At 71.2% G+C, this 23,744-nt stretch carries 17 protein-coding genes, 1 tRNA gene and 1 pseudogene; 8 read left to right on the top strand and 11 right to left on the bottom strand.

Going from position 1 to position 23,744, the window contains the following annotated elements:
• Positions 1–541: 541 nt before the first annotated feature.
• A complete protein-coding gene (locus OM076_RS29390; RefSeq protein ID WP_270043692.1) occupies positions 542–2,278 on the top strand; it encodes a hypothetical protein in 1,737 nt (578 codons plus the stop codon).
• 199 nt (positions 2,279–2,477) lie between these two features.
• Here OM076_RS29390 and OM076_RS29385 read toward each other — a convergent pair whose 3' ends face one another.
• The 4 genes from OM076_RS29385 to OM076_RS29370 all read right to left on the bottom strand — a co-directional run bounded on the left by OM076_RS29385 (position 2,478) and on the right by OM076_RS29370 (position 6,428).
• The gene (locus OM076_RS29385; protein ID WP_270043691.1) at positions 2,478–3,221 is read right to left on the bottom strand and encodes an MgtC/SapB family protein; all 744 of its coding nucleotides are present in this window, start codon (positions 3,219–3,221) and stop codon (positions 2,478–2,480) included.
• A gap of 582 nt (positions 3,222–3,803) precedes the next feature.
• Entirely contained in the window at positions 3,804–5,621 is a 1,818-nt protein-coding gene (glmS, locus tag OM076_RS29380; RefSeq protein WP_270043690.1) for a glutamine--fructose-6-phosphate transaminase (isomerizing), read from the bottom strand.
• An 18-nt stretch (positions 5,622–5,639) separates the two neighbouring features.
• Positions 5,640–5,906, bottom strand: coding sequence for a hypothetical protein (locus OM076_RS29375; RefSeq protein ID WP_270043689.1), 267 nt, complete (start codon positions 5,904–5,906; stop codon positions 5,640–5,642).
• A 449-nt stretch (positions 5,907–6,355) separates the two neighbouring features.
• Positions 6,356–6,428, bottom strand: a tRNA-Thr gene (locus OM076_RS29370).
• Between the two features lie 41 nt (positions 6,429–6,469).
• Here OM076_RS29370 and OM076_RS29365 point away from each other — a divergent pair.
• From OM076_RS29365 to OM076_RS29355, 3 genes are all read left to right on the top strand, one after another.
• The gene (locus tag OM076_RS29365) at positions 6,470–7,261 is read left to right on the top strand and encodes a peptidylprolyl isomerase (RefSeq protein WP_270043688.1); all 792 of its coding nucleotides are present in this window, start codon (positions 6,470–6,472) and stop codon (positions 7,259–7,261) included.
• Positions 7,262–7,467: 206 nt separating this feature from the next.
• On the top strand, positions 7,468–7,947 hold the full coding sequence (locus OM076_RS29360) for a response regulator (protein WP_270043687.1): 480 nt from the start codon (positions 7,468–7,470) through the stop codon (positions 7,945–7,947).
• A gap of 2 nt (positions 7,948–7,949) precedes the next feature.
• Positions 7,950–10,031, top strand: coding sequence for a putative bifunctional diguanylate cyclase/phosphodiesterase (locus tag OM076_RS29355; RefSeq protein ID WP_270043686.1), 2,082 nt, complete (start codon positions 7,950–7,952; stop codon positions 10,029–10,031).
• Here the strand turns inward: OM076_RS29355 and OM076_RS29350 are convergent.
• On the bottom strand, positions 10,028–10,552 hold the full coding sequence (locus OM076_RS29350) for a hypothetical protein (RefSeq protein ID WP_270043685.1): 525 nt from the start codon (positions 10,550–10,552) through the stop codon (positions 10,028–10,030). The two genes, OM076_RS29355 and OM076_RS29350, sit on opposite strands and share 4 nt — an antisense overlap.
• A gap of 51 nt (positions 10,553–10,603) precedes the next feature.
• Here OM076_RS29350 and OM076_RS29345 point away from each other — a divergent pair, with 51 nt between their 5' ends.
• A complete protein-coding gene (locus OM076_RS29345; protein ID WP_270043684.1) occupies positions 10,604–11,452 on the top strand; it encodes a PHP domain-containing protein in 849 nt (282 codons plus the stop codon).
• Entirely contained in the window at positions 11,449–14,598 is a 3,150-nt protein-coding gene (locus OM076_RS29340; RefSeq protein ID WP_270043683.1) for an ATP-binding protein, read from the top strand. The genes OM076_RS29345 and OM076_RS29340 overlap by 4 nt, the downstream gene beginning before the upstream one ends.
• Here OM076_RS29340 and OM076_RS29335 read toward each other — a convergent pair.
• The 6 genes from OM076_RS29335 to OM076_RS29310 are packed head-to-tail and all read right to left on the bottom strand — an operon-like array spanning position 14,509 to position 22,533.
• Positions 14,509–15,270, bottom strand: a complete 762-nt coding sequence (locus OM076_RS29335) for an ABC transporter permease (RefSeq protein ID WP_270043682.1) — start codon at positions 15,268–15,270, stop codon at positions 14,509–14,511. The genes OM076_RS29340 and OM076_RS29335 overlap by 90 nt on opposite strands.
• Positions 15,267–16,232 carry an ATP-binding cassette domain-containing protein gene (locus tag OM076_RS29330; RefSeq protein ID WP_270043681.1) on the bottom strand — a complete coding sequence of 322 codons (966 nt, stop codon included), beginning with the start codon at positions 16,230–16,232 and terminating at the stop codon, positions 15,267–15,269. Before OM076_RS29330 ends, OM076_RS29335 begins: the two co-directional genes overlap by 4 nt.
• Before the next feature lie 45 nt (positions 16,233–16,277).
• A complete protein-coding gene (gene nrfD, locus OM076_RS29325) occupies positions 16,278–17,360 on the bottom strand; it encodes an NrfD/PsrC family molybdoenzyme membrane anchor subunit (protein ID WP_270043680.1) in 1,083 nt (360 codons plus the stop codon).
• Positions 17,357–18,199 carry a 4Fe-4S dicluster domain-containing protein gene (locus tag OM076_RS29320; protein WP_270043679.1) on the bottom strand — a complete coding sequence of 281 codons (843 nt, stop codon included), beginning with the start codon at positions 18,197–18,199 and terminating at the stop codon, positions 17,357–17,359. Before OM076_RS29320 ends, nrfD begins: the two co-directional genes overlap by 4 nt.
• Positions 18,192–21,422 carry a formate dehydrogenase gene (gene fdh / locus OM076_RS29315; RefSeq protein ID WP_372518092.1) on the bottom strand — a complete coding sequence of 1,077 codons (3,231 nt, stop codon included), beginning with the start codon at positions 21,420–21,422 and terminating at the stop codon, positions 18,192–18,194. The genes OM076_RS29320 and fdh overlap by 8 nt, the downstream gene beginning before the upstream one ends.
• A gap of 10 nt (positions 21,423–21,432) precedes the next feature.
• The gene (locus tag OM076_RS29310; RefSeq protein ID WP_270043678.1) at positions 21,433–22,533 is read right to left on the bottom strand and encodes a DNA polymerase III subunit; all 1,101 of its coding nucleotides are present in this window, start codon (positions 22,531–22,533) and stop codon (positions 21,433–21,435) included.
• 180 nt (positions 22,534–22,713) lie between these two features.
• Here OM076_RS29310 and tmk point away from each other — a divergent pair, with 180 nt between their 5' ends.
• Positions 22,714–23,292: a dTMP kinase gene (tmk, locus tag OM076_RS29305; RefSeq protein ID WP_270043677.1), complete on the top strand. Its 579-nt coding sequence runs from the start codon at positions 22,714–22,716 to the stop codon at positions 23,290–23,292.
• Positions 23,289–23,744, top strand: a pseudogene (locus tag OM076_RS29300) (hypothetical protein); the annotation flags it as partial. The gene tmk and the pseudogene OM076_RS29300, both read left to right, overlap by 4 nt.

Genomic DNA, 23,744 nt, shown 5'->3' with positions numbered 1-23,744 from the left:
CGCGACCGGCCAGCAGAAGCCTGTTCGCTACCAGGCGCCGGCGGCCGCGACCTGGGCGGCCCGCGGGACGAGCTCGCGCACGACCGGGACCGTGAACGCGTGCGAGGCGGGGCGGCGGCGAGCGGGGGTGGCGATCAGGGTCATGGTCAGGCTCTCTACTTGGCGGCGGACTTGCGGAGACGGCGGCGGGCGGTGCGCTCTGCCTGCTGTGCGTTGGCGTGGTGCAGCTGGATCAGCGAGGGGTTCATGACACTGGTAATTCTCCCGTCGCGCGGCCCTGGTTTTGAGGCGGCTGGCAGGCGTTCAGGCGGGGCCGACCCCGCCTCCTCCAGTACGGATCACGCCCACATCCCGGGTGCTGCCCGCACCCTGGCGCAGCTCCGCGGCCGCCTGGGGTTTGCTCTCGTGGTCTCGAGGTGCCCGAGGCGGAGCTACCTCGCGCGCTATCGGCCCAGCGCGTCCGCTTCCGGTGAGGTCAGTCCGGCCTCCTGGGTGCGATCTCAGCGTCCGTGGTGTGCACAGGGCATGCCCCCCGCTTCGGGTGGAGACGGTCCTGGTGTGTACCGGAAGCGATGCGACCGCTCAGGCTGATTTGCGTTTCTTCAAAGCGCAGGGATATGTTCGCTCGACGAACTCGCCTGTGCGCACGCTCGGCGCGCACGCATCATGGGAGGGCGCTGTGGGTCGCGACGCTGTAACGGCACGCCTGGCGCAGGAGCGCAAGCGGGAGGAAGAACGCCCCGGCCAGCAGCAAGCGAACCCGATCCACGAGGCCTTGCAACGCTCGCCCGGGGCGAGCGATGACCCCACCACCGTCCTCGCCCTTCAGCGGTCGGTGGGTAACCGGGCCGTCCAGCGCCTGCTCGAGCATCGGGCCGCGCTGTCCGCACCCGGACACGGCAGGCTGGCGCGGCTGCACGAGTCTCATGGGGTTGGCGGAGCGGGGGTGGTCGACGACGAAGCCGACGAGCGCGAGGACGACGTCGAGGAGCTCGATGACGAGGCCGCCGAGTACCTGTACGACCCCAAGCGCAACCCGCACACCCTCGGGCAGTATCTCCCACCGGGGCTGACCGCGGCCGACGCCAAGTCCCCGGCCAACCTGGCGGCCGAGGTCAAGCTGAAGGAGGCGGCGGAGGCCAAGGCCAAGCTCGAGGCCGAGGCGAAGGCCAAAGCGGAAGCGGAGGCCAAGGCCAAGGAGGCCGCGGAAGCCCAGGCCAAGCTGGAGGCGGAAGCCAAGACGGCCTCGGAGGCCAAGGCCAAGGAGGAAGCCGAGGCCAAAGCCAAGGAAGCCGCGGAGCTCAAGGCCAAGCTGGAGGCCGAAGCGAAGGCCAAGGCGGCGGCGGAGGCCAAGGCCAAGGAGGAAGCCGAGGCCAAGGCCAAGGAGGCCGCGGAGCTCAAGGCCAAAGAGGCGGCGGAGCTCAAGGCCAAGTTGGAAGCGGAAGCCAAGGCCGCCTCGGAGGCCAAGGCCAAGGAGGAAGCCGAGGCCAAAACCAAGGAAGCCGCGGAGCTCAAGGCCAAGCTGGAGGCCGAGGCAGAGGCCAAGGCGAAAGCGGAAGCCAAGGCGAAAGCGGAGGCGGCCGCCAAGGCCAAGCAGGAGGCACAGGCCAAGGCGAAGGCGGAGGCGGAGGCCAAGGCCAAGAAGGAGATGGATGACAAGAAGGTCGTGATCCGCGAAGAGATGCGCAAGCGGCTCGTCGAAAACGTCAAGGGCACCCTCGTTGACCGGTGGGCCAAGCTCACCGCCGTTCAACAGGACACAATCGTCCAACAGGTCTTCGACCAGAAGGCGACGCTAGACGCTTACCTGAAGGCCAAGAAAGACGCCGAGGTGCATATCAAGGCGGTCGTCCAGGTGGAGAAGCAGGGCTGGCTGGCAGCCGACAAGACCTTGCTGAGGGCGGGTGTGACCGCGCTTGGGCTGTCCGGTGAGGTCCTGGAGATCGTCAACGAGGCCATCGACGCCCACAAGATCAGCACCGACTCCTTCGGACTCACCATCGAGAAGAGCCACACGCTTTCGGCCATCCTCACGGCGTGCAACCAGTGGGGGTTGATCACGCATCAACGCGTGAACGGCGATCTGATCAGCGAAAAGCTCAAGATCATCAGCAACGTGCACTCGCCCGGCCGGGACAAGCCCGATATCGCATGGAAGCAGCGCGGCGATCACTGGGAGAAGACACGCAACCTGATCGTGCACGTCGACGGCGTGGCGTCCAACGTCCACGTCCACACGACCGGCACCTGGAAGGCAAAGACACCGCCAAAGCAATGACGAGACGATCGCCAGGCGAGAACCCGCGGCGCAGCGCCAAACGGCGGCCGCCGCCGACCTGAGCGCGGTCGCCGCGACCCTCTACAGCAGGAGCCCCAGAACGACGACGAGGCGGACGCGGAATAGCCGCAATCCACCTCGTACTCGGATGATCGCTATCGACGGCGCCGGTAGCGCTGCGAATGCCGGGGGTGCCAGTTCAGTCGCCGTTGCGCGTGTGGTCGGTGGCGGCGACTTCGAGTACGCCGTCCAGGTCGCTGACCGCGACGGCCAGCGGTTCGATCGTCGGCTGGCCTCGGAGCTCGAGCGCGACGGCGACGACGGAAGCACCGCGAATGTCGTGTTCGAGCTGGTGGGTAGTGACCTCGACGATCGCGAACCCTCGACGTGTGCATTCCGATAGCACCGTGCGGAGAATTCCGCGGCCGTCCTCGTAGACGACCCGCAGCCCGAACCCGACATGGCGTGAGTGAGGCAAGACGACGAGCAGTCGCGGGTAGACGAGCACGACCACGAAGTGACCGGCGGTGGCGAACAGGGCGACGAGGGCCAATCCGGCCCCACAGGCCATGCCGATCGCGGCGGTCATCCACACGATCGCCGCGGTCGTCAGTCCCTGCACGGCGTCGCCGCGCACGAAGATCAGGCCGCCGCCGATGAAGCCGATTCCGGTCACCACCTGGGCGGCAACGCGCGACGGATCCAGCGTGACGTCGCTACCGAGCACGTCGCTGAACCCGTACTTGCTGACGATCACGAACAGCGCGGAGCCGAAGCCGACGAGCGTGTGGGTCCGCAGGCCGATCGGCTTGTGGCGCCAGTTGCGCTCCAGCCCGATCAGCGATGCGAGTGCGAACGCCAGACCGAGCTGGCCGATCTGTGTCCACCCCTGGCCGCCCTCGACGACCGCGGTCACCGACGCGCCGCTCGCACTCCACGCCACGTGCTCATCCTCGTCCGGCGCTGCTCAGCCGGCTCGCGGGTCCGGCGCTTCGGCGTACATGCTGAACCGCGCGCTCAGGCCGGGCCACTGGTCCTTCGCACCGTTGGAGCTGTCCGCGCGGACCGCTTCCAGCCCGAAGCGCGAGGCGGCCCGTGAGCGCCCGCCGCGCCCGTTCGCGTCAGCTCCCGACTATGGGAGCGGGCTGCGCAGGGAGTTTCGCCTGAGCAGCGGTCAGAGCTGCGTGGGACATACAGGAGGCCTGACGAGATGGTGTGAACGGGCTCGTCGCCGATCGCGTGCAGCACCGCCCCGGCCGTGCAGATTCGAGCGCGAGACGGAACAAGCGGCGTCATCGCGGTGGACCGCAGGCCAACGGTTGCCGCCTTCGCCGTCGGAGGCAGCGACGCCCTTCTCGGGCCGTCGACCACGCGCGCCGGGCGGGCGCGCGCTCGGTTCGTGGGTGGGCGGGGGTCTTCGCGAGGCCGATCGCGACCGAGACCGGGTCCAAGCCTCAGAAGGGGAGTGGTGGTGCCCGCTGAGGCTCGTGGCGCGAGACCTCAACCGGTCGGCCGATGACCGCGCCTATTCCACGGTGACGCTCTTGGCCAGGTTGCGGGGCTGGTCGACGTTGCGGCCGAGGTGAAGGGCGGCATGGTAAGCGAGGAGTTGCAGCGGGATGCCGAGCAGGATCGGGTCGAGCTCGGGCTCTGACCGCGGCACGAGGAGCAGTTCGTCGGCCAGGCCCTCGCCCGGGTGCTCGTGGCCGACGACGACCAGCGGGCCGCCGCGCGCCTTGACCTGTTGCAGCGATGAGCGGTTCTTGTCCAGCAGGTGGTCGGAGGGGACGATCGCGACGGTCGGGACGTCCGGTGTGATCAGTGCGAGTGGGCCGTGCTTGAGCTCGGGCGTGGGGTAGGCCTCGGCGTGCACGTAGGAGAGCTCCTTGAGCTTCTGCGCGCCTTCGAGCGCGACCATGTGCCCGCGCACGCGGCCGATGAAGAACGCGGTCTGGGACCCGGCGATACGCCCGGCGAGCTCGGCGATCGCGTCCTCTCGCGCGAGGATGTCGTCGATCTGGGCGGGCAGCTTCTCCAAGGCGGCGATCAGCCGTTCGCCGGCGGCCGGCCCGGCGTCGCGCACGCGCCCGAGCAGGAGCGCGAGCAGCGCGAAGCCGACGAGCGTCGAGGTCACCGCCTTAGTCGAGGCGACCGACACCTCCGGCCCGGCGTGCAGGTAGATGCCTCCCTCGGCCCCCCGCGCGATCGACGAGCCGACGACGTTGACGAGCCCGATGACACGTCCGCCCTTGGCCTGGATCTCGTGGACCGCGGCGAGTGTGTCGGCGGTCTCCCCCGATTGCGAGGTCGCGACGTAGAGCGTCTCGGGATCGATGATCGGGTCGCGGTACCGGAACTCCGATGCCGGCTCGGCGTCGGCGGGCAGGCGCGCGAAGGACTCGATCATCTGCGCGCCGCCGATTCCCGCGTAGTAGGCCGAGCCGCAGCCGAGGATCTTGACCCGCCGGAACGCGCGCAGCTCGCGCGGTGTCATGTTCAGGCCGTCGAGGCGGGCCGTGGCGAAGCGATGGTCCAGGCGGCCGCGCAGTGTGCCGGCGACCGACTGCGGCTGGTCGGCGATCTCCTTGCGCAGGTAGTGGGCGAAGCCGCCGCGCGCGTAGTCCTGCTCGGCAACCGCGATCGCGTGCGGCTCCTTGATCGTCGGCCGGCGATCGAGCGTCGACGTGCGAAAGCCCTCGATCGTGACCGTCGCGAGCTCGCCGTCGTCCAGGTAGGCGACCTGCTGGGTGTGCTTGACGAGCGCGGCCACGTCTGAGGCGACGAACATCTCGCGGTCGCCGATCCCGATCACGACCGGCGAGCCGTTGCGGGCGACGATCAGCCGGTCGGGCGCGGCGGCGTCGCAGACCGCGATGCCATAGGCACCGACGACGCGGCGCAGCGCGGCGCGCACACGCTCCTCGAGCGTCTCCTCGGGTGAGCGCGCGATCAGGTGGGCGAGCACTTCGGTGTCGGTGTCGGAGATCAGGCTCACGCCGTCGGCCACGAGCTCGGCCCGCAACTCGTCGGCGTTCTCCAGGATGCCGTTGTGGACGACCGCGAGCCGGCCCTCGGCGTCGACCTGCGGGTGGGCGTTGAGGTCGTTCGGCGGCCCGTGCGTCGCCCACCGGGTGTGGGCGATCCCGACCGGGCCGCTCATGCGCTTGGGCAGCCCGGCCGCCATCTCGCGCACCCGACCCTGGGCCTTGTGCACGCGCAGCGCGCCGTTCTTGACGACCGCCACGCCGGCTGAGTCATAGCCCCGGTACTCGAGCCGCTGGAGTCCTTCGACCAGGTAGGGCACACAGTCGCCCTTGCCGACGTAGCCGACGATTCCGCACATACACGCTCCTTCGTGTTCTCAGCCGTAGATGACTCTGCGGATCTGCCGGACGCTCAGCTCGGGCGGCAGTACCCGCCGCCGGCGCAGCTCACCCGCCAGGCGCTCGAACGCCTCGGGGTTGGCGACGCCCTCGCCCTGCAGCTCCCGATGGCGGCGGCGAACGAACGTCTCCAGGTCCTCTCGATGCCAGGCGAGAACCTCCTCGACCACGCGCCGAGCCGTTCCCGGATCCAGCCCGGCGGTCCGGTGCAGGTGCCCCACGAGATCCTCGAGATCCGAAGCCATCGCGCAGCAATGTACGAAACCACGGTGCGAAACGCGAGAAGTTTGCCCGAAATCGGGCAGTGACCTGCGCTGCCAGGCGGGTTCTCGACCTATAGAGGCTGCTCACACGGTGCTCGAGGAGCCCGAGTTTGGGCGCCCAGGCCCGTCATCCCCGACCGGCGGTTCGGCGGTTCGCGGGCGCGCGCCACTCTTCTGGGCCGCCGTAAGCACCCGGTCGAGCGCGCCTTCTTCGACCAACGCGCGGACGACGTGCTCGAGTAGCGGGCCGCGCACTGCGCTCGTGCTTCGCAGCGCCTCGGCCGGCTGTCGAGCGGCTCGACGAGCTAGCCGGAGACCGGCTATCTGGGAGGCGTGTGCCCCCAGAACGCCCCCAGAATCGGACGCGAACCCTTCACCAACGCGCCCCCAGTTGCACGAAAACCCCCGCTAGTGCGGGGGCTTTCGAGAGGAGCCGACGAGCGGACTCGAACCGCTGACCCCTTCATTACGAGTGAAGTGCTCTACCAGCTGAGCTACGTCGGCGCAGCGGGCAGGGTAGCGAAGGCCGGGGTACCTTTGGGGTCGTGTTGCGTCGACTTGCGAAGTTCGCAGTGGCGGTGACCGTCGCCGGGCCCGGGTTCAGCAAGGCGATCGGCGACGATGAGGCGGCCCGCTGGGGGCCCGCCGGCGGCGTCAGTTTCCTGATCTCGGCCGCGTGGGCGGAGGGCGAGGCCCAGGAGCGCGGGGTCGTCGTGAGCGACGCGGACGCCAAGGACGCGACGCGCGATCCGCACGATGGCCTGACCAGGCAGGACCGGATCTACGAGGCCCGGATCAATCTGATCAACGCCGCTCTGCACGCGCCCGTCGGCCAGGCGGCGGCGCAGAGCGTCACGCAGCCGCAGATCGACGCGTACGTGCAGTCGCACCCCAAGTTCGAGCCGGAGCGGCGGTACCTCTCGCTCCTGCGCACCCGCGACCGCCACACGGCCGAGGCCGCGCTGCGGGCACTCAAGCGCGGGCTGACGTTCGCGGCGGCGACCCGCAGGTACACCAACGCTGAAGGCGGGAAGATCGCCGTCAGACCCGGAGAGATCGATCCGCGCGGGCTCGACCGCGCGATCTTCAAGGCACCCACGGGCAAGTACCTCCGCTATGGCACGGACGTGTTCCGCGTCCGCTTCATCGGGCCACCGCAGCCGCTCCCGATCGAGCAGCAGAACGCGTCGGCATGGGAGGTGCTCGCCAGCGACGCGCAGGAACAAGCGATCGCCGCCTTCGACGCCCAGATCGCCGCGAAATGGCGGCCCAGAACCACCTGTGCGCCTCCTGAGCTCGACCCGGCGAAGTGCGGCAACCCCCCAACGGTGCAGTAGCGCCCTCACCGCAAGCACAGACTCGAAAACTCGTACATCCGCCGAAGTTCGGGCCCCCACATTGTTGCGCCCAACCGCGGCGCCTATCGTCGACTTTCACAACCTGCCGAGGGGCTTGGAGTCCCACGGCCAGAAGTACGTCGAGGAGTTGTTTTGATGCGGTGGCCAAGGATGGTCCTCCGCCCCCGGGACTGCAGGGGGCGCGCATGAGCGATCGCTTCCAGCGGTCGCGGGTGCCGATGTTGCCGACGGTGCTGTTCGCGGATGCGAACGAGGACTACCGGTCGATGGCGCGTGACGCACTTCTCGAAGGCCGGACCGCGACCGACCTGCGGACGGTCGCGGATGGAACCGAGCTGCTCGCGTACCTCAAGCGGGCGAATGCGACGGAGGGCGCCCTGGCGCCCACGCCGTCGCTGATCGTCATCGACGCGAATCTGCCCGGCACGCCCGCCGGGCACGAACTGATCCGCGCGCTCAAGCAGAATCCGAGCACGAAGCGCGTCCCCGTGGTCGCGCTCGGGGCCGACGACGACCCCGAAGCGGTCGAGGCCGCCTACGAGGCCGGCGCGAACACCTACATCGTCAAGCCGGTCACGTTCCTCGCGCTCGTGCGGCTGATGAAGGTCTTCACCGCGTACTGGCTCGAGACCGCAGAGCTGCCGCCCGGGCAAGAGGCCGCGTAGCGGTGCTCGTGCTCGCGGTCTCGGCCGACGACGCGCGCCACGCACCCGTGCGTGCGCTCCTGCGCGCCGAGCAGGTCGAGCACGTCTCGACGCCCGAGCGCGCGCTCAACGCCATCCGCGAGCGCGCCTACGACGTCGTCCTGGTCGACCGCGAGATCGACCCGCCGGGAACGGACGGGCTCCGGCTCGCGCAGCTGCTGGTGCAGGCCGCCCCGCACATCCCGGTGATCGTGCTCAGCCACCAGGCCGATCGCGCGGCGGACGTGGAGGCCGCGAACGCCGGCATCGCCGACTTCCTGCTCGTGCCCGGCTTGTCCGCCGACCGCCTCGAGCACGCGATCCGCTACGCGATCATCCACCAGAAGACCGTGCAGCGGCTGGTCGCGTCCGAGGAGCGCAACCTGCTGGCGCTCAAGGGCGCCAACGACGGCGTCTGGGACTGGGACGTCACCGCCGGCACCGTGTTCTACTCACCGCGCTGGAAGCAGATGCTGGGCTACCGGGAGTACGAGGTGGGAACGGCCCGCGGCGAGTGGCTCGGCCGCGTCCACGCCGACGCGCGCGCGTCGCTCACCCAGGCGCTGGACGCGTATGTCGCCCAGCCCTCGCACGAGAACTTCGCGTTCGAGCACCGGGTGCAGCATCGCGACGGCTCCTACCGCTGGATGCTGGCGCGCGCGACCGCGGTGCGCGATCCGCAGACGCTGAAGGCGACGCGGATCGTCGGCGCGCTCACCGACGTGACGGATCGCTGCGAGGCCGAGCGCCGGCTGCAGCACGACGCGCTCCACGACGCGCTCACCGGCCTGCCCAACCGCGTCCTGTTCGTCGACCGTCTGGATCAGTCGATCCGGCGCGCGTTGCGCTATCACCCCGAGTGCTGCGCCGCCGTGCTGTTCCTCGACCTGGACCGCTTCAAGGTCATCAACGACTCGATGGGCCACGCCACCGGCGATCAACTGCTCAAGGCGGTGGCGAGCCGGCTCGAGGCGGCGCTGCGGCCCAACGACACCGTCGCGCGGCTCTCCGGCGACGAGTTCACGCTGCTGCTCGACGACGTGTGCGAGGTGCGCGAGGCGACGATCATCGCGGAGCGCGTCCTGCACTCGCTGCAGGCGCCGTTCCTGCTCGACGGGCGCGAGCTGTTCATCGGTGCGAGCATCGGCATCGCGCTGGCGACCGCCCGCTCGCACCCGCAGCAGGTGATGCGCGATGCCGACGTCGCGATGTACCGCGCCAAGGCCGACGGCAAGGGCCGGCATGCGGTCTTCGACGCCGAGATGCACGAGCAGGTCATGCGCCGGCTCAATCTCGAACACGAACTTCGCAGCGCGATCGAGAGCGGCTCGCTGGAGGTCGGCTACCAGCCGATCGTGCAGGCCGCGACGGGCCGCATCGTCGGCTTCGAGGCGCTCGGGCGCTGGCCGCATGGCGAGCCGGCGGAGGTCCTGGACATGGCCGAGGAGACGGGGCTGGCCGTCCCGCTCGGTCGCCAGGTGATGAGGGCCGCGTGTGCGCAGCTCGCGGGCTGGCGCGAGCTGCCGCGTGGAGCGGGCCTCACCTTGGGCGTCAACGTCAGCGGACGCTCGCTGGCGGAGCCCGATTTCATCGCGCACCTGCGCGAGACGCTGGAGGAGACGGGGCTGGACCCGCGGGCGCTGCGGCTGGAGGTCTCCGAGCACGACCTCTCGGGCGGGCGCGCGGAGGACGCCACCCGCCACGTGCTCGATCGCGCGCTGGAGGAGCTCGGCGTGCGCACCCACATCGACCACTTCGGGACGGGCGCGTCGCCGCTGCGGCTACTGCACCGCTTCCCGGGCGACGCGATCAAGATCTCACCCGCGCTGGTGGCCGGGATCGGCCACGACGCGGGCGCGTTCGAGATCGTGCGCGCCGTGGTCGGGCTGGCGCACAACCTCGGGCTCGAGGTGATCGCGGGCGGGGTGGAGAAGCGCGAGCAGCTCGACTACCTGAAGGTGCTCGGCTGCGAGTTCGCGCAGGGCTTCCACATCGCCCCGACGCTCACCCCCGAGGAGGCGCGGGCGCTGCTGGAGTCAACAGCGCCCTCGCACCTGCCGGTCTAGTACCGCGTCGTCGGCGTGTCGCGCCGGCGTTCTTCCTGGACCTCGACCTCGTCGCGCTCGAAGCGGGCCGGGCGATCGCTCGCGGGGCGCTCGTCGTCGATCGTGCCCGCGGTCGGCTCGTCGCGGTCGTCGACGCCGTCGCCGTCGCCGTCACGGTCGTGGCGACCATTCATCGCGGACGTACCTTCGAAGCGCTCGCGCTCGGAGTCGTCGATCAGCTCGTGATCGGCCATGCCGCGCTCATGCAGCCCGGCGCGCTCCTCGTGCAGAGACGCCTGGGCGCGCTCGGCCTCGGCTTCCTTCTGAGCGATCCGGGCCCTCTGCTCGGCCTCGCTGGCTTGTCGCTCGCGTGCTGTGGCTTCCGCACGCTGTTCCTCAGCCGCACGATCACGGCGGGTTTGAAGCTCACGTTCGCGCTTCTGGACCTGGGCCTTGGCCCGCATGCGGGGCAACATGAACGCAAGAAGCGCGATCACGATCAGGGCCACGACGACGATGGCGATAATGGCGCCGGTGGTCATCGGATACCTCCTATCGCTGCTTGGATGGGGTTGATGGAAGGCTTCCCGCCAATGCCCACCGGACAAACCGCGCCCACGTTCGACCTGCAGTCGCATTCGACGCATTCCGACGGCGCGCTCGCGCCCGCCGGCGTCGTCGAACGCGCCGCGAACGCCGGTGTGACGCTGCTTGCGCTGACCGACCACGACACGGTGGACGGCGTGCCGGAGGCCCTCGCCGCGGCCCGTGCTAACAACATCCAACTGACCCCGGCCGCCGAGTTGTCAGCCGTGTATGACGCCTACGAGGACCTCCACATCCTCGGCTACGACCTCGACCACACCGACAGCGCGCTGCTCGACGCGCTGCACGACTTCCGGGCGGACCGGGTGCGCCGCATCTTCGCCATGGCCGACCGGCTGCGCGAGCTCGGCTTCGTGCTCGACGACGGCGGGTTCAAGCACCACGAGGCGCCGGGGCGGCCGCACCTCGCGGACGCGATCCTCACCAATCCGGCGAACGCGAACCGGTTGCGCGAAGAGGGGATCGATGGCAAGAACGCCCTCTTTCCCGCCTACCTCGTCCCGGGCGCTCCCGGGTACGTCCGGCGGTCACGGCCGACCGTCAAGCAGGCGATCGACGTCATCCACGCGGCGGGCGGGTTCGCCGTCTGGGCGCACCCGTACTGGGACGTGACCGACCCGGTGCCGATGCTGCGCGAGTTCGCGGGCGACGGGATCGACGGCGTCGAGGCCTTCTATCCCACCCACACTGCGGAGCAGGCGCGTACGCTGTACGACAGCGGCTTGATCACCACCGGCTCCTCTGACTTCCACGGCCCCGGCCACGAGCTCTTCAACCGCTTCCGCGGGTTCTCTCTGTACGGCCTGGAACCGAACCTGGGGCCGCTCGCGCGGTGAGCGTGCGCATCGGCATCCTCGGTGCGCTGCAGATCGAGCGCGACGGCGCCCCAGTGGAGCTCTCGGGCGGGCGGCTCCGCGCGCTCGTCGCGCGGCTCGCCCTCGCCGGCGGCAAACCGGTCACGGTCGGCGCCCTCGTCGACGCCGTCTGGGACGACGAGCTGCCCTCCGATCAGCAGCACGCGCTGCAGTCGCTCATCTCACGAGCGCGGCGCGCGCTGGGCGACGCCGAGGCGATCGCGCCCGCTCCCGGCGGGTACCGGCTGACCGCCGACGGCGTCGACGCGCATCGCTTCGAGGAGCTCGCCGCGACCGGCGCCGGCGCGCTGCGCAACGGCGACCCGGAGCACGCGGCGGCGACCCTGCGCGAGGCGCTCGGCCTCTGGCGCGGGCCGGCGCTCGCCGACCTCACCAGCCAGCCACTGCTCGCCGCCGCCGCGCAGCTGGAGGATCAGCGCCTGGCCGCGCTGGTCAACCGCGCCGAGGCCGAGCTCGCGCTCGGCCACGGGGCGACCGTCGTCGCCGAGCTCGAGGCGGCGCTGGCCGACCACCCGCTGCACGAGAAGCTCGCGGCGCGCCACATCGCGGCGCTCTACGCGGCCGGCCGGCAGGCCGACGCGCTCGCCGCCTACGAACGGGTCCGTACGCGGCTCGCCGACGAGCTCGGCGCCGCGCCCTCGCCCGACCTGCAGGCCGCGCACCTCGCGGTCCTCAAGGGCGACACGCCGGCCAAGCCGAAGGGCCGGCGCAGCAACCTGCGCGCCCAGGTGACGAGCTTCGTCGGCCGCGACGAGGAGGTCGAGCACATCGGCAGGCTGCTCACTCAGTCGCGGCTGGTGACCCTCGTCGGCCCGGGCGGCGCGGGCAAGACGCGGCTGGCGAACGAGGCGCTGATGCCGTGGGTCGACAAGGTCCACGACGGCGTGTGGATGGTCGAGCTGGCCCCGGTGACCGCCGAGGTGGAGATCGTCCCGGCCACGCTGGCCGCGCTCGGCCTGAGAGAGGCCGCGGTGCTCGAGCGCCGCGACATGCCCGCGCGCGACGGCCTCGAGCGCCTGCTCGACACCCTCGAATCACGCCAGACGATCCTCTTCCTCGACAACTGCGAGCACCTGATCGGCGGCGCGGCCAAGCTCGCCGACCGCTTGCTGGCCGACTGCCCCGAGCTGCGGATCGTCGCCACCAGCCGCGAGCCGCTGGCGATCGCCGGCGAGAACCTGATTCCGATCCCGCCGCTGGGCGACGACGCGATCCGCCTGTTCAAGGACCGCGCCCAGGCCGCCTCGCCCGGCACCGAGCTCGACGAGGAGCTGGTGGCCGAGATCTGCCGCCGGCTCGACGGGCTGCCGCTGGCGATCGAGCTGGCCGCGGCGCGCCTGCGCACGATGCCGATCGAGCAGCTCGCCGCCCGCCTCGACGACCGCTTCCGCCTGCTGACCGGCGGCAGCCGCGCCGGCCTCCCCCGCCATCGCACCTTGCGCGCCGTGGTCGACTGGAGCTGGGGCCTGCTGGAGGAGCACGAGCGCGCGCTCGCCCGCCAGCTTGCGGTGTTCAACGCCGGCGCCACCGAGGAGTCCGCGGCGGCCGTCACGGACGACCCGGACGTGCTCGACGGTCTTCTCTCCCTGGTCGACAAGTCCCTGCTGCAGGTGGTCGGCGACCGCTACCGGATGCTCGAGACGATCCGCGAGTACGGGATCGAGAAGCTCGAGGAGGCGGGCGAGGTCGCCGAGACCCGCACGCGGCACGCGCGCTACTTCGCGCAGGTGGCGATCGCCGCCGAACCCACGCTGCGCACGCACGAGCAGTACGACGCCTTCCAGCAGCTCAAGATCGAGCACGATGACCTGATCGCCGCGCTGCGCTGGCTCGGCGATTCCGGCGACCGCCGCCGCGCGCTGCAGCTGGTGGTCGCGATGCTGTGGTTCTGGATGCTCACCGGCGCGCAGGACGAGGCGCAGACCTGGGTGCGGTTCGCGGTGGACATCCCCGGCGAGGCCGACCCGATCGACCTGCTGATCGGCGAGGGCATCCTGATGATGATCGCGGCCGCGACCGGCGGGAAAGAGGACGCCGAGCAGCTGAAAGCGCTGGCCGAGCGGGTCGAGAGCGAGGGTGACGGGCGTCCGCTGCTCGCGCTCGCCCGCGTGATCCTGGCGCTGTTCTCGGGTGCGGACGACATCGCCGAGACCCGTCTGGCCGAGACGCTGGAGCATCCGGATCCGTGGACGCGAGCGGCGGGGATGCTGGTCCGCGCGCACGTGGCCGAGAACGGCGGCGATCAGGAGCACATGCGCGCCGACCTCGAGCAGGCGATGGCCCAGTTCCGTGAGATCGGCGACAACTGGGCGCTCGGGATGACCCTCTCGTCCTTGTCGAGCTGCCTGATGCTCGCCGACGACCTTGACGGCGCCGAGACCGTGCTGGACGAAGCGACGGAGCTGCTGGACACGCTCGCCAGCCAGGACACCGCGTCGCTGCTCTGGTTGCGGCTGGCCGAGATCAACATCCGCCGCGGCAACCTCGACGCGGCCCGCGAGCACGTCGAGCACGTCGTGGCCGAGGCCGACCTGCGTCGCGAGGAGGCCGTGATCGTACGCGCGACCCTCGCGCGGATCGAGATGCTGGCCGGGAACATCGAGCGCGCCCGCGAGATCGTCGACGGTCTGCGCGAGCGGGTCGGCGGGCTCCCCAGCGCGCGCCCCGACCAGGAGCACGCCCGCGCGTTCACCCAGGCGATGATCGCCCGGCTCGCGCTGGCCGACGACGACCTCCAGGGCGCCGCCGGGGTCATCGACGAGGCCATCGGACTGGCGGTGGCGACGACCGATATGCCGATCGTCGCCATCGTGGGTTCCACGTCGGTGGAACTCTCCCTGAAGTCCGGACGCGTCGAGGACGCCGCCGAGCAGCTCGGCGCCTGCGCCGCGCTGCGCGGGGCGGAAGACCGGTCCAACCCGGAGCTGGCGCCGCTCTATGCGGCGATCGCCGGTCACGAGGCGGCCTTCGAGCGGGGTCGCGGCCTGGGCCGCGACGCCGCCATCGCCCGCCTCGCATCATGCGCGCCGGCTGTAGGCGCGGAGCGCGAGCGGGACGAAGACCGCCAGCAGGGCGCCCATCCAGCCGATCGTCCAGAGGACGTCTGAGGCCTCGACGCCGCCGAGCAGGAGCCCGCGCAGGCTGTCCACGAGGTGGGTGAGCGGGTTGACCTTCGTGAAGGTCTGCAGCCAGTCCGGCAGCGTGTCGACCGGGACGAACGTGCTGGCGCCGAACGTCAGCGGGAACAGCGCGAGGAACAGGATGCCCTGGACGGAGCCGGGCGTGCGGGCGAGCATGCCGATGTAGACGGAGACCCAGCACAGGCAGAGCGCGAAGCCGACCGCCAGCGCGGACCCGGCGAGCACGTGCAGGACGTCGGTCTGGGCGCGGAAGCCGATCACGTAGCCGAAGCCGAGCGTGATCGCGATCAGCAGCACGTAACGCACGACGTCGCCGAGCACGGCGCCGACGAGTGGCGCGGCGCGCGAGATGGGCAGCGACTTGAAACGGTCGAAGACGCCCTTCTCGATGTCCGAGTTGAGATTGACGCCGATCGCGACGCCGCCGAAGGCGATCGTCTGGGCGATGATGCCGGGGAGCATGAACTGCAGGTAGTCGTGCTGCGAGCCGCCGGCGATCGCGCCGCCGAAGACGTAGGTGAAGAGCAGGATGAAGATGATCGGCTGGAGCGTCACGTCCAGCAGCGCCTCCGGGTTGCGGTAGACGCCGATCAGGTTGCGCTTGGCCAGCGCGGCGGAATGGCGGGCGAGGCGGATCATGCGAGCACTTCCTCGGGCTCGGCGGCCGCCTCGGTGTGGCGGCCGGTCAGGGAGAAGAAGACCTGGTCGAGGCTGGGCAGCATCAGCGAGAGCTCGGTGACGGCGATGCCGGCGTCGTTGAGGCGGTAGACGGCCTCGGCCAGCGCCGCGTCGCCGGTCACGGGCACGGAGACCGTCCCGCGGTTGGGGCGGTCGACCGGCGCCTGCGCGATGCCGGTGATGATCGCCTCGACCTCGTCCAGGCGGGTGGCGTCGGCCGGGCGCACCATCAGCGTCTGCCCGCCGACGATGTGCTTGAGGCCGTCGGGCGTGTCGTTGGCGATCACGCGGCCCTGGTCGATGACGGTGATCTCGTCGGCGAGCGCGTCGGCCTCCTCGAGGTACTGCGTGGTCAGCAGGACGGTCGAGCCGTCGGCGACGAGGTTGCGCACGACGCCCCACATGTCCTCGCGCTTGGCGGGGTCCAGCCCGGTCGTGGGCTCGTCCAGGAAGACGATCCCGGGGCGGCCGACGAGGCTTGCCGCGAGGTCCAGGCGCCGGCGCATGCCGCCGGAGTAGGTCTTCGCGGGGCGGTCGGCGGCGTCGGAGAGGTCGAACCACGCGAGCAGCTCGCCCGCGCGCGACTTGCGCGTCTTGCGGTTGAGGTCGAGCAGCGCGCCGATCAGCTCGAGGTTCTGGCGGCCGGTCAGCAGCTCGTCGACGCTCGCGTACTGGCCGGTAAGGCCGATCTGCTCGCGGACGCGCGCGGGCTCCTGCGCGACGTCGTGGCCCGCGACGATCGCGGAGCCCTCGTCGGCCTTCAGGAGCGTCGCGAGGATGCGGACCGCGGTGGTCTTACCGGCGCCGTTGGGGCCGAGCACGCCGTGCACGGTGCCCGTGCGTACGGCGAGATCGACCCCGTCCAGCGCCTGGGTCGTCCCGAAGCGCTTGCGCAGGCCGCGGGCTTCGATTGCGTATTGCATGCCGGCAGCATCGGCGGCGGCGCTCGCACGCCGCTCGCACCGCGCTCACACGGTGTGAGAGCGCGCCATCTCCGCCACCGCGCGATCATCGCGGGCGGAGATCGGGCCGGCCTCGACCCAGGCGTAGCGGAAGAGCAGGCCGGCCGCGAGATAGAGCACGGAGGCCGCGTGGCCGGCCTCGGAGCGCCCGGTCCGCGCGCGCACCGCCTGCAGGCCGAGACCGGCGTGCACGAGGCGCTTGGCCCACTTCATCTTGCGCGAGTGATGCAGTGGCGCGGCGTGCCGGCCGAGGCGGCGTTCGTTGACCAGCGAGAGCACGAGCTCCGCGGTCATCGCGCCCGCCTGCACCTGGCGCAGCGCGATCCGGGTCGGGTGATCGGACTCGACCCCGCTCGCGGCGAGCACGAGCTGGGTCGCGGCCCCGCCGGTGCCCGTGGCGGTGCAGACGAAGATCGGGCCGAGGTAGAGCCGCGAGCGCGCCCACAGCGGCACGGCGGTGCTCGCCAGCAGGACGCCCGTGTAGGAGCCGAGGTAGCCACCGGCCACCGCGGTCGCGGCGCCGAGCGTGCGCGCCGTCCTCTCTCGCCCCAGCAGATCGGCGCCCACCGCGCCGGCGATCAGGTTGCCGAACACGGTCAGGCACCACGCGCCCATGCTCATCGGCGAGCGGGTTTTGAAGATGCGGAGCATGTTGTAGAAGCGTTCCGGCCGGCCGAGGTCCAGCATCAGCAGCGGCGGGGACGCGGCGAGCGCGCCCAGCGAGACGAGCCGTGCGATGCGGGCGGAGCGGTGATCGCCCGCGAGGTCGCAGGCAAGCGCCACGAACGCGGAGCCGGACGCCATCCCGCCGGTCCAGAAGTACAGCGGCACCTCCCACGTCCAGACCGGCGCGTGCATCATTCCCGGCGCGACGTCGCCGAGCGGGCCGGTCCGGGCGCGCACCGCGGCCTCCGCCACCGTTTCGGGCACCTCGCGGGCGGCGTAGTCCGTGTCGTCCTTGTAGAGGTACGACCAGCGCGCGTCGCTCCAGTCGTCGCTCGCCAGCGGGACGGGCCGGCCGGTCTTGCTCCCGAAGTCCGGGCCGCCGGCCTCGCCGCTCGCAGGCGTCATGTCGCGCTCTTCGCTCATCGCCGCGCCCTCAGGAACGCCGCCGCGACGCCCGCCGCCGCCAGCAGCCCCGCGCCGACCGCGGCCAGCGTTGCGGGCACGACGTTCTCCTGGATCGGCGACTCGGCGTTGGCCGGCAGGGCATAGCGCTCGGGCGGCTCGGTGAGCAGGAAGAACGCTCCCAGCCCGCCCGCCAGGGAGGTCTCGGGTGGGTCGCCCGCGCCGTAGAGGTAGGCGTCCTCGATCCCGCGCTCGTGCAGGGCGGCGACGCGCCGTTCGGCGACTTGCACCAGGTCGTCGTAGGCGCCGAACTGGATCGAGTCCGTGGGGCAGGCCTTGGCGCAGGCGGGCTCCAGGCCGTCCTCGAGCCGGTCGTAACAGAGCGTGCACTTGGCGGCGCGGCCGTCGTCGTGGTCGCGGGCGACGACGCCGAACGGACACGACGGAATGCAGTACCCGCAGCCGTTACAGACATCCGGCTGCAGGACGACGGTGCCGAACTCGCTGCGGATCAGGGCGCCCGTGGGACACGCGTCCATGCAGCCCGCGTTCGTGCAGTGCTTGCACACGTCGGACATGAAGACCCAGTTGCTGAAGTCGTCGACGGCGTTCTGGATCGTCCAGTCGACGAGGCTGTCGCCGACCTCGACGAAGCGCACGTGGCGCCACGTGGTCGCGCCGAGCGCGCCCGTGTTGTCGTAGGAATCGGCGCTGCGGGTGTCCGGGCCGTCGGCGGGTAGGTCGTTCCACTGCTTGCAGGCCACCTCGCACGCCTTGCAGCCGATGCAGACCGTCGTGTCGGTGAAGAAGCCCATGCGCTGGGCGCCGGGTTTGACGATCGACAGCTCGAGCTCACTCATGCCCGGTGACCTCCGCGGGGTGGTCGCGGTTGGGCGCCACGCCGGGCGGCGTGTCGCGGATGCCGGCGAGCTTGCGCGTGCCGGTGCTGGTGTTCCCCGCGCGCACGTTGACCACGAACGCCTTGGACTCGTGGATCGAGGTGTTCGGGTCGCCGGAGAGCAGGATCAGGTCGTTGGCCGCGTCGCCGGGCAGCGGACCGCCGGTGCCCCAGTGCCAGGGCAGGCCGATCTGGTGGATCAGCGCGCGGTCGATCTTCAGCGGCCGCATGCGCGGCGTCACGCACGCGCGGGCGGCGATCTCACCGCGCGGTGAGGTGATCGTCATCCAGCCGCCGTGCTCGATGCCCTCCTTGGCCGCCAGGATCGGGTCGATCTCGGCGAACATCACCGGTTGTAGCTCCGCCAGCCACGGCAGCCAGCGCGACATCCCGCCCGCGGTGTGATGCTCGGTCAGCCGGAAGGTCGTGGCGACGTGGGGGTAACGCGGGTCCCCCGGTGACGCCGCCGGGTTGTCCTTGCGCGTCCAGCGCAGTGCGGCCGGATTGGTGTGGATCTCCGGGTACAGGAAGTTGTCGACCGGAGACTCGATCGGCTCGTAGTGGGTCGGCATCGGGCCGTCGAGCAGGCCGCTCGGGGCATAGAGCCAGGCCCGACCGTCCTCCATCATGATGAACGGATCGGCGCCGCCGATCGCGTCCATGCCCTGGGCATCCGGCGGCGGCACGTAGTCCGGGGCCTTGTCCGCCGGGAAGTCCGGCACGTCATAGCCCGTCCACTGCGCTTCGGCTTGGTCCCACCAGATGTACTTCTTGCGCTCCGACCAGGGCTTGCCCTGCGGGTCGGCGCTGGCGCGCGAGTAGAGGATGCGGCGGTTGGCCGGCCACGCCCACGCCCACTCGGGTGAGACGCTGCCGCCGGGCTTGCTCACGTCCCCGGGGTCGCGGCGCTGGGCCTGGTTGACGTTGCCGGCGAAGACCCCCGAGTAGATCCAGCAGCCGCAGGCCGTCGAGCCGTCGTCCTCGAGCTCCTCGAAGCCGGACACGAGCCTGCCGGTGGCGGTCTCGTAGCCGTTGATCTCGCGCATCACGTCCTCGACGTCGGGCTCGCGCTGTTGACCGAGTTCCGCGTAGTCCCAGCGGAGGTTCACGATCGGCCAGTCGCGCTTGGCCGTCGAAGCGGCGTAGTGGGCCTGGACGCGCTTGAAGAGGTGGTACATGAACCACAGCTCGGAGCGGGCGTCGCCGGGCGGCTCGAGCGCCTTGTCGCGGAACTGGATCAGCCGCTGCGTGTTCGTGAACGTGCCCGCCTTCTCGACGTGGCTGGCGGCCGGCATCAGGAAGACCTCGGTCTGGATCTCCTCGGTCTTCAGCTCGCCGTCGCGGACCTCCGGCGAGTCGTACCAGAACGAGGCCGACTCGACCTCGACCAGGTCGCGGACCACGACCCATTTCGTGCTCGCCAGCGCGCGCCGCTGCAACCCCGCGTGCATCGACCCGACCGCCGGGTTCTGGCCCATCAGGAACAGGCCGTCCAGGCCGCCGTCGAGCGCGCGCAGCATCGTCGGGAAGGTCGAGTGGTTGCCGGTGATCTTCGGCAGCGACTCGAAGCCGTAGTCGTTGTCGGCCGTCGCCGCGTCGCCGAACCAGGCCTTCAGCAACGAGACCGCGTACTTCGGGAGGTTCGACCACCACCCGGTCGCGTCGCCGCCGCTGTCGCAGTACGTCTCGAGGTCGAGCTCGCCCTCTCGCGCGTGCGGCATGTGCAGGTAGCCGGGGAGCAGGTCGTAGAGCGTCGGGATGTCGGTCGAGCCCTGGATCGACGCGTGGCCGCGGAGGGCGAGGACGCCGCCGCCGGGGCGGCCGATGTTCCCGAGCAGCAACTGCAGGATCGCGCCGGCGCGGATCATCTGGGCGCCGGCCGTGTGCTGCGTCCACCCCACGGCGTAACACAGCGCGGAGGTGCGCTCGCGACCCGAATGCTCGACCAGCAGGTCCGCCACCTGCTGGAACTGCTCGGGGCCGATGCCGCAGATGCGTTCGACCATCTCGGGCGTGTAGCGCTCGAAGTGGCGCTTGAGGACGTTGATGACGCAGCGCGGGTGCTGGAGCGTCTCGTCGCGCTCGACGTCGCCGCTCATCATCCCCGCGCCGGTCCGCGCCTCGAACGACTGCGTCGAGTGCTCGCGCCGGCCGGACGCCGCGGCGGTCTCGCCGCCCTCGTAGGACCAGGTGCTCGGGTCGTAGCTGCCTTCGTCTGCGTCGAAGCCGCTGAAGAACCCGCCCAGGTCCTCGGTGTCCTCGAACGCTTCGTTGATCAGCGTGGAGGCGTTCGTGTAGGCGAGCACGTACTCCTTGAAGTACGTCTCGGTCTGCAGCAGGTGGTTGATCAGGCCGCCGATGAAGGCGATGTCCGAGCCCGCGCGGATCGGGACGTGCAGGTCGGCCATCGCGCTGGTGCGGGAGAAGCGCGGGTCGACATGGATCAGCGGTGCGCCGTTCTCACGCGCCTTCATCGCCCAGCGGAAGCCGACCGGGTGCGCCTCGGCCATCGAGGAGCCGATGATCAGGATGCAGTCGGAGTGCTGGAGGTCCTGCAGGTATGTGGTGGCGCCGCCACGACCGACCGTGGTCCCCAGACCGGGGACCGTGGAGGAGTGTCATATGCGCGCCTGGTTCTCGATCTGCACCGCGCCCATGGCCGAGAACGCCTTCTTGATGAGGTAGTTCTCCTCGTTGTCGAGGGTCGCGCCGCCGAGGTGGGCGAAGCCGAGCGTGCGGTCCGTGCGCCAGCCCTCGTGGTTGGTGTCCTGCCAGCCGTCTTCGCGGGCGTTGATGACGCGCTCGGCGATCATGTCCATCGCCGTGTCGAGGTCGAGTTCCTCCCAGGCGGTGCCGCCGGGGCGGCGGTATTTGACCTTGGTGAGGCGGCCGGGGCTCTGGACGAGCTGTCTCGAGGCCGATCCCTTCGGGCACAGCGTGCCCTGGTTGATCGGGGAGCGCGGGTTGCCCTCGATGTCGAGCAGCTTGCCGCCCTTGGTGTAGACGACCTGGCCGCAGCCCACCGCGCAGTAGGGGCAGACGCTCTCGGTGACCTTCACGCCCTCGATCCGCGCCGCGGCCTGCTGGGTGTGCTTCGAGACCGCGTGCGCGCCCATGCCCCAGTCGGCGGCCTTCCCGATCACGGGGAGCGCGCGGAGCTTCTGCCAGGGCGGGCCGTGGCTCACGGAGTGCGCTCTACCCCGAGAGCGTCTCTTCCAGGCGGTACGCGAGCGCCTCGCACGCCAGCTCCTCGCTGACGTTGAGGATCAGGCGGGCGCGGGTGTCGTCGACCAGCTCCATCGCCTTGCGCAGGGCGACGGGGTCGCGGCCGGCATCTTCTTGGAGCGCTTCTGTGCGGTCGCTGTGAAAGGCCAGTTCGGGCACGCCCGCGGCGACACACGTCAGGTCGCGATACCAGAGCCCGGTGAGCTGCAGCGCGTGGTCGAGCGCCTGCGTGGCGGCCCGGCGGTCCGCCCGGCGGGCGCGCTCGGTGAACTCGGTCTCGCGCCGTTTGTGCTCCTTCTTGGGCAGGTACTGCAGCTCCTCGACGAGCGCGCGCTCGATCTCCTCCTTCGCGCTCTGGCCGCGCTGCTTGGCGCGGTCGAGCACGGCGCGCCAGGGCCGCTCTGAGCCGGTCGTGCCCTTGATCGGCGCGCGGGCGAGGCTCTCGGCGGCGGCTCTGAGCGCCGGGCCGTCGCCGAGCGCGAGCGCGAGCGCCTTGTTCGCGTCCCCGAGGCTCAGCCGCGCGGCGGCTTCGGCGGTCGTGGGCGGCACGCCCTGGGATTGCAGTCGTTGCGCGAGCTGACCGGGCCGGGGCGGGTCGAAGCGCACGGCCTGGCAGCGGCTCGCGATCGTCGGCAGCACCTGCGTCAGACGGTCGGTGAGCAGGATCAGCACCACGTACGACGGCGGCTCCTCCAGCGTCTTCAGGAGCGCGTTCGCGGCCTCGTCGTTCATCACGTCCGCCCGCTCGAGCACGAAGATCCGGTGCCGCGCCTCGAACGGCGTGTGCGCCGCGGCGGCCACGACCGCCTCACCCACGTCGCGCCGCAGCATCTCGTGCGCGCCGCTGGGCGTCACCCACGTGAGGTCGGGGTGCGAGCCGTGGGCCGCCCGCGTCTTGACGTTCTCCGGGTCCTTCGCCCCGCGGGCGAGCAGCTCGCCGGCGAACACCCGGGCCGCTTCGCGCTTCCCGGACCCGGCGGGTCCGTGGAGCAGATAGGCGTGTGCGGGCTCGTCCTTGAGCGCCGCGCCGAGGACGGCGCGGGCGTGGGGGTGGGCGTCGAGGGCGAGCACGGTGATCTGATCCTAGGCGGCACGCAGGCGGCCCCCTCGTCGCCGGGCAGCCCCGCCGTCTCGCGAGCGTCGACTTTCTCGCGCTGTGGGTGAGAAAGTCGACGCTCGCGCCCCATCCGAGTGCCAACGCGCCACTTTCGCACGCCGAGACGGCCGCCCGGGTTGTCAGACTCCATCGCGATGCTGATCACGGTCGAGGGCCTCGACGGCGCCGGCAAGACGACGCTGATCTCGGGCCTCGCCCGCTCGCTCGGCGCGGTCGTCCTGCGCGAGCCCGGAGGGGTCGAGCTGTCCGAGCGGATCCGGGCGCTCGTCGCCGATCCGTCGCTCTCGGTCGACCCGCGGGCGGAGGCGCTGCTGTACGCCGCGGCGCGGGCGCAGCTCGTGGCCGAGAAGCTGCGGCCGCTGCTCGATGAGGGCGCGACCGTGCTGTTGGACCGCTTCGTGGACTCCTCGCTCGCCTACCAGGGCGGGGGCCGGGGGTTGGGCGTCGAGGAGATCCGGGCGCTGAACTTGTTCGGGACCGGGGGGCTGCGGCCCGACCGCACGCTGCTGTTGCGGATCGAGCCGTCGCAGGGCCTGGCGCGGATCGCCGGTCGCGAGGCTGACCGGCTCGAACAGGCGGGGGGCGAGTTCTTCGCGCGGGTCGCTCAGACCTATGACGAGCTCGCCGCCGCGGACCCCGACCGGTTCATCGTCCTCGACGCCGCCCAACCCCCTGCCACCGTCCTTGAGTCAGCCCTGAAAGCCCTGTCGTGAAACGCGCACTCGACCTTCTCGCCGCCGTGTTCGCCAACCCCGCCGCGGGTGCCCCGCTGCTGGAAGAGCTGCGCGCCGGCTGGCGCGAGCTCGCGCCGGACGAGCGCGCGGCGCTCACCCCGCTGGCGAAGCTCGCGGCCGAGCGGGTCAAGGCCGCACCGAAGGACGACGGCGACGGGTACTGGGCCTCGCTGGAGTCAGAGGCGCCGCCCGAGGAGGAGTGGTCCTCGGAGTCCGCGGGCTACGACGACGCGCCGAACGGCGCCGCCCTCAGCGCGGAGGACTCCGACTGGCGCCGTGAACGTACGCGCCGGGGCGGCCTCGCGCCCTCGTCGGGCGGCGACGCCGCGCCGCCCGCTTCGGGCCTGCGGGCCTCGGCCGGCGGAGGCGCTGCCCCGCCCGACCTGGCCCCGCGCCCCGCCGGCGGTGGCCACGCCGCGGCGCCGTCGGTC

It is taken from the genome of Solirubrobacter ginsenosidimutans, assembly GCF_027587205.1.
This window is presented reverse-complemented; position numbering and strand designations above follow the sequence as displayed.

Bases quoted from the DNA above. Each gene is read 5' to 3' on its own strand.
- OM076_RS29345 (WP_270043684.1), top strand. From the start codon at position 10,604: ATGCCCACCGGACAAACCGCGCCCACGTTCGACCTGCAGTCGCATTCG.
- glmS (WP_270043690.1), bottom strand. From the start codon at position 5,621: ATGTGCGGAATCGTCGGCTACGTCGGCAAGGGCGACTGTGTGCCCTAC.
- OM076_RS29320 (WP_270043679.1), bottom strand. From the start codon at position 18,199: ATGAGTGAGCTCGAGCTGTCGATCGTCAAACCCGGCGCCCAGCGCATG.
- OM076_RS29330 (WP_270043681.1), bottom strand. From the start codon at position 16,232: ATGCAATACGCAATCGAAGCCCGCGGCCTGCGCAAGCGCTTCGGGACG.
- OM076_RS29375 (WP_270043689.1), bottom strand. From the start codon at position 5,906: ATGGCTTCGGATCTCGAGGATCTCGTGGGGCACCTGCACCGGACCGCC.
- OM076_RS29335 (WP_270043682.1), bottom strand. From the start codon at position 15,270: ATGATCCGCCTCGCCCGCCATTCCGCCGCGCTGGCCAAGCGCAACCTG.
- OM076_RS29350 (WP_270043685.1), bottom strand. From the start codon at position 10,552: ATGACCACCGGCGCCATTATCGCCATCGTCGTCGTGGCCCTGATCGTG.
- OM076_RS29360 (WP_270043687.1), top strand. From the start codon at position 7,468: ATGAGCGATCGCTTCCAGCGGTCGCGGGTGCCGATGTTGCCGACGGTG.
- nrfD (WP_270043680.1), bottom strand. From the start codon at position 17,360: ATGAGCGAAGAGCGCGACATGACGCCTGCGAGCGGCGAGGCCGGCGGC.
- tmk (WP_270043677.1), top strand. From the start codon at position 22,714: ATGCTGATCACGGTCGAGGGCCTCGACGGCGCCGGCAAGACGACGCTG.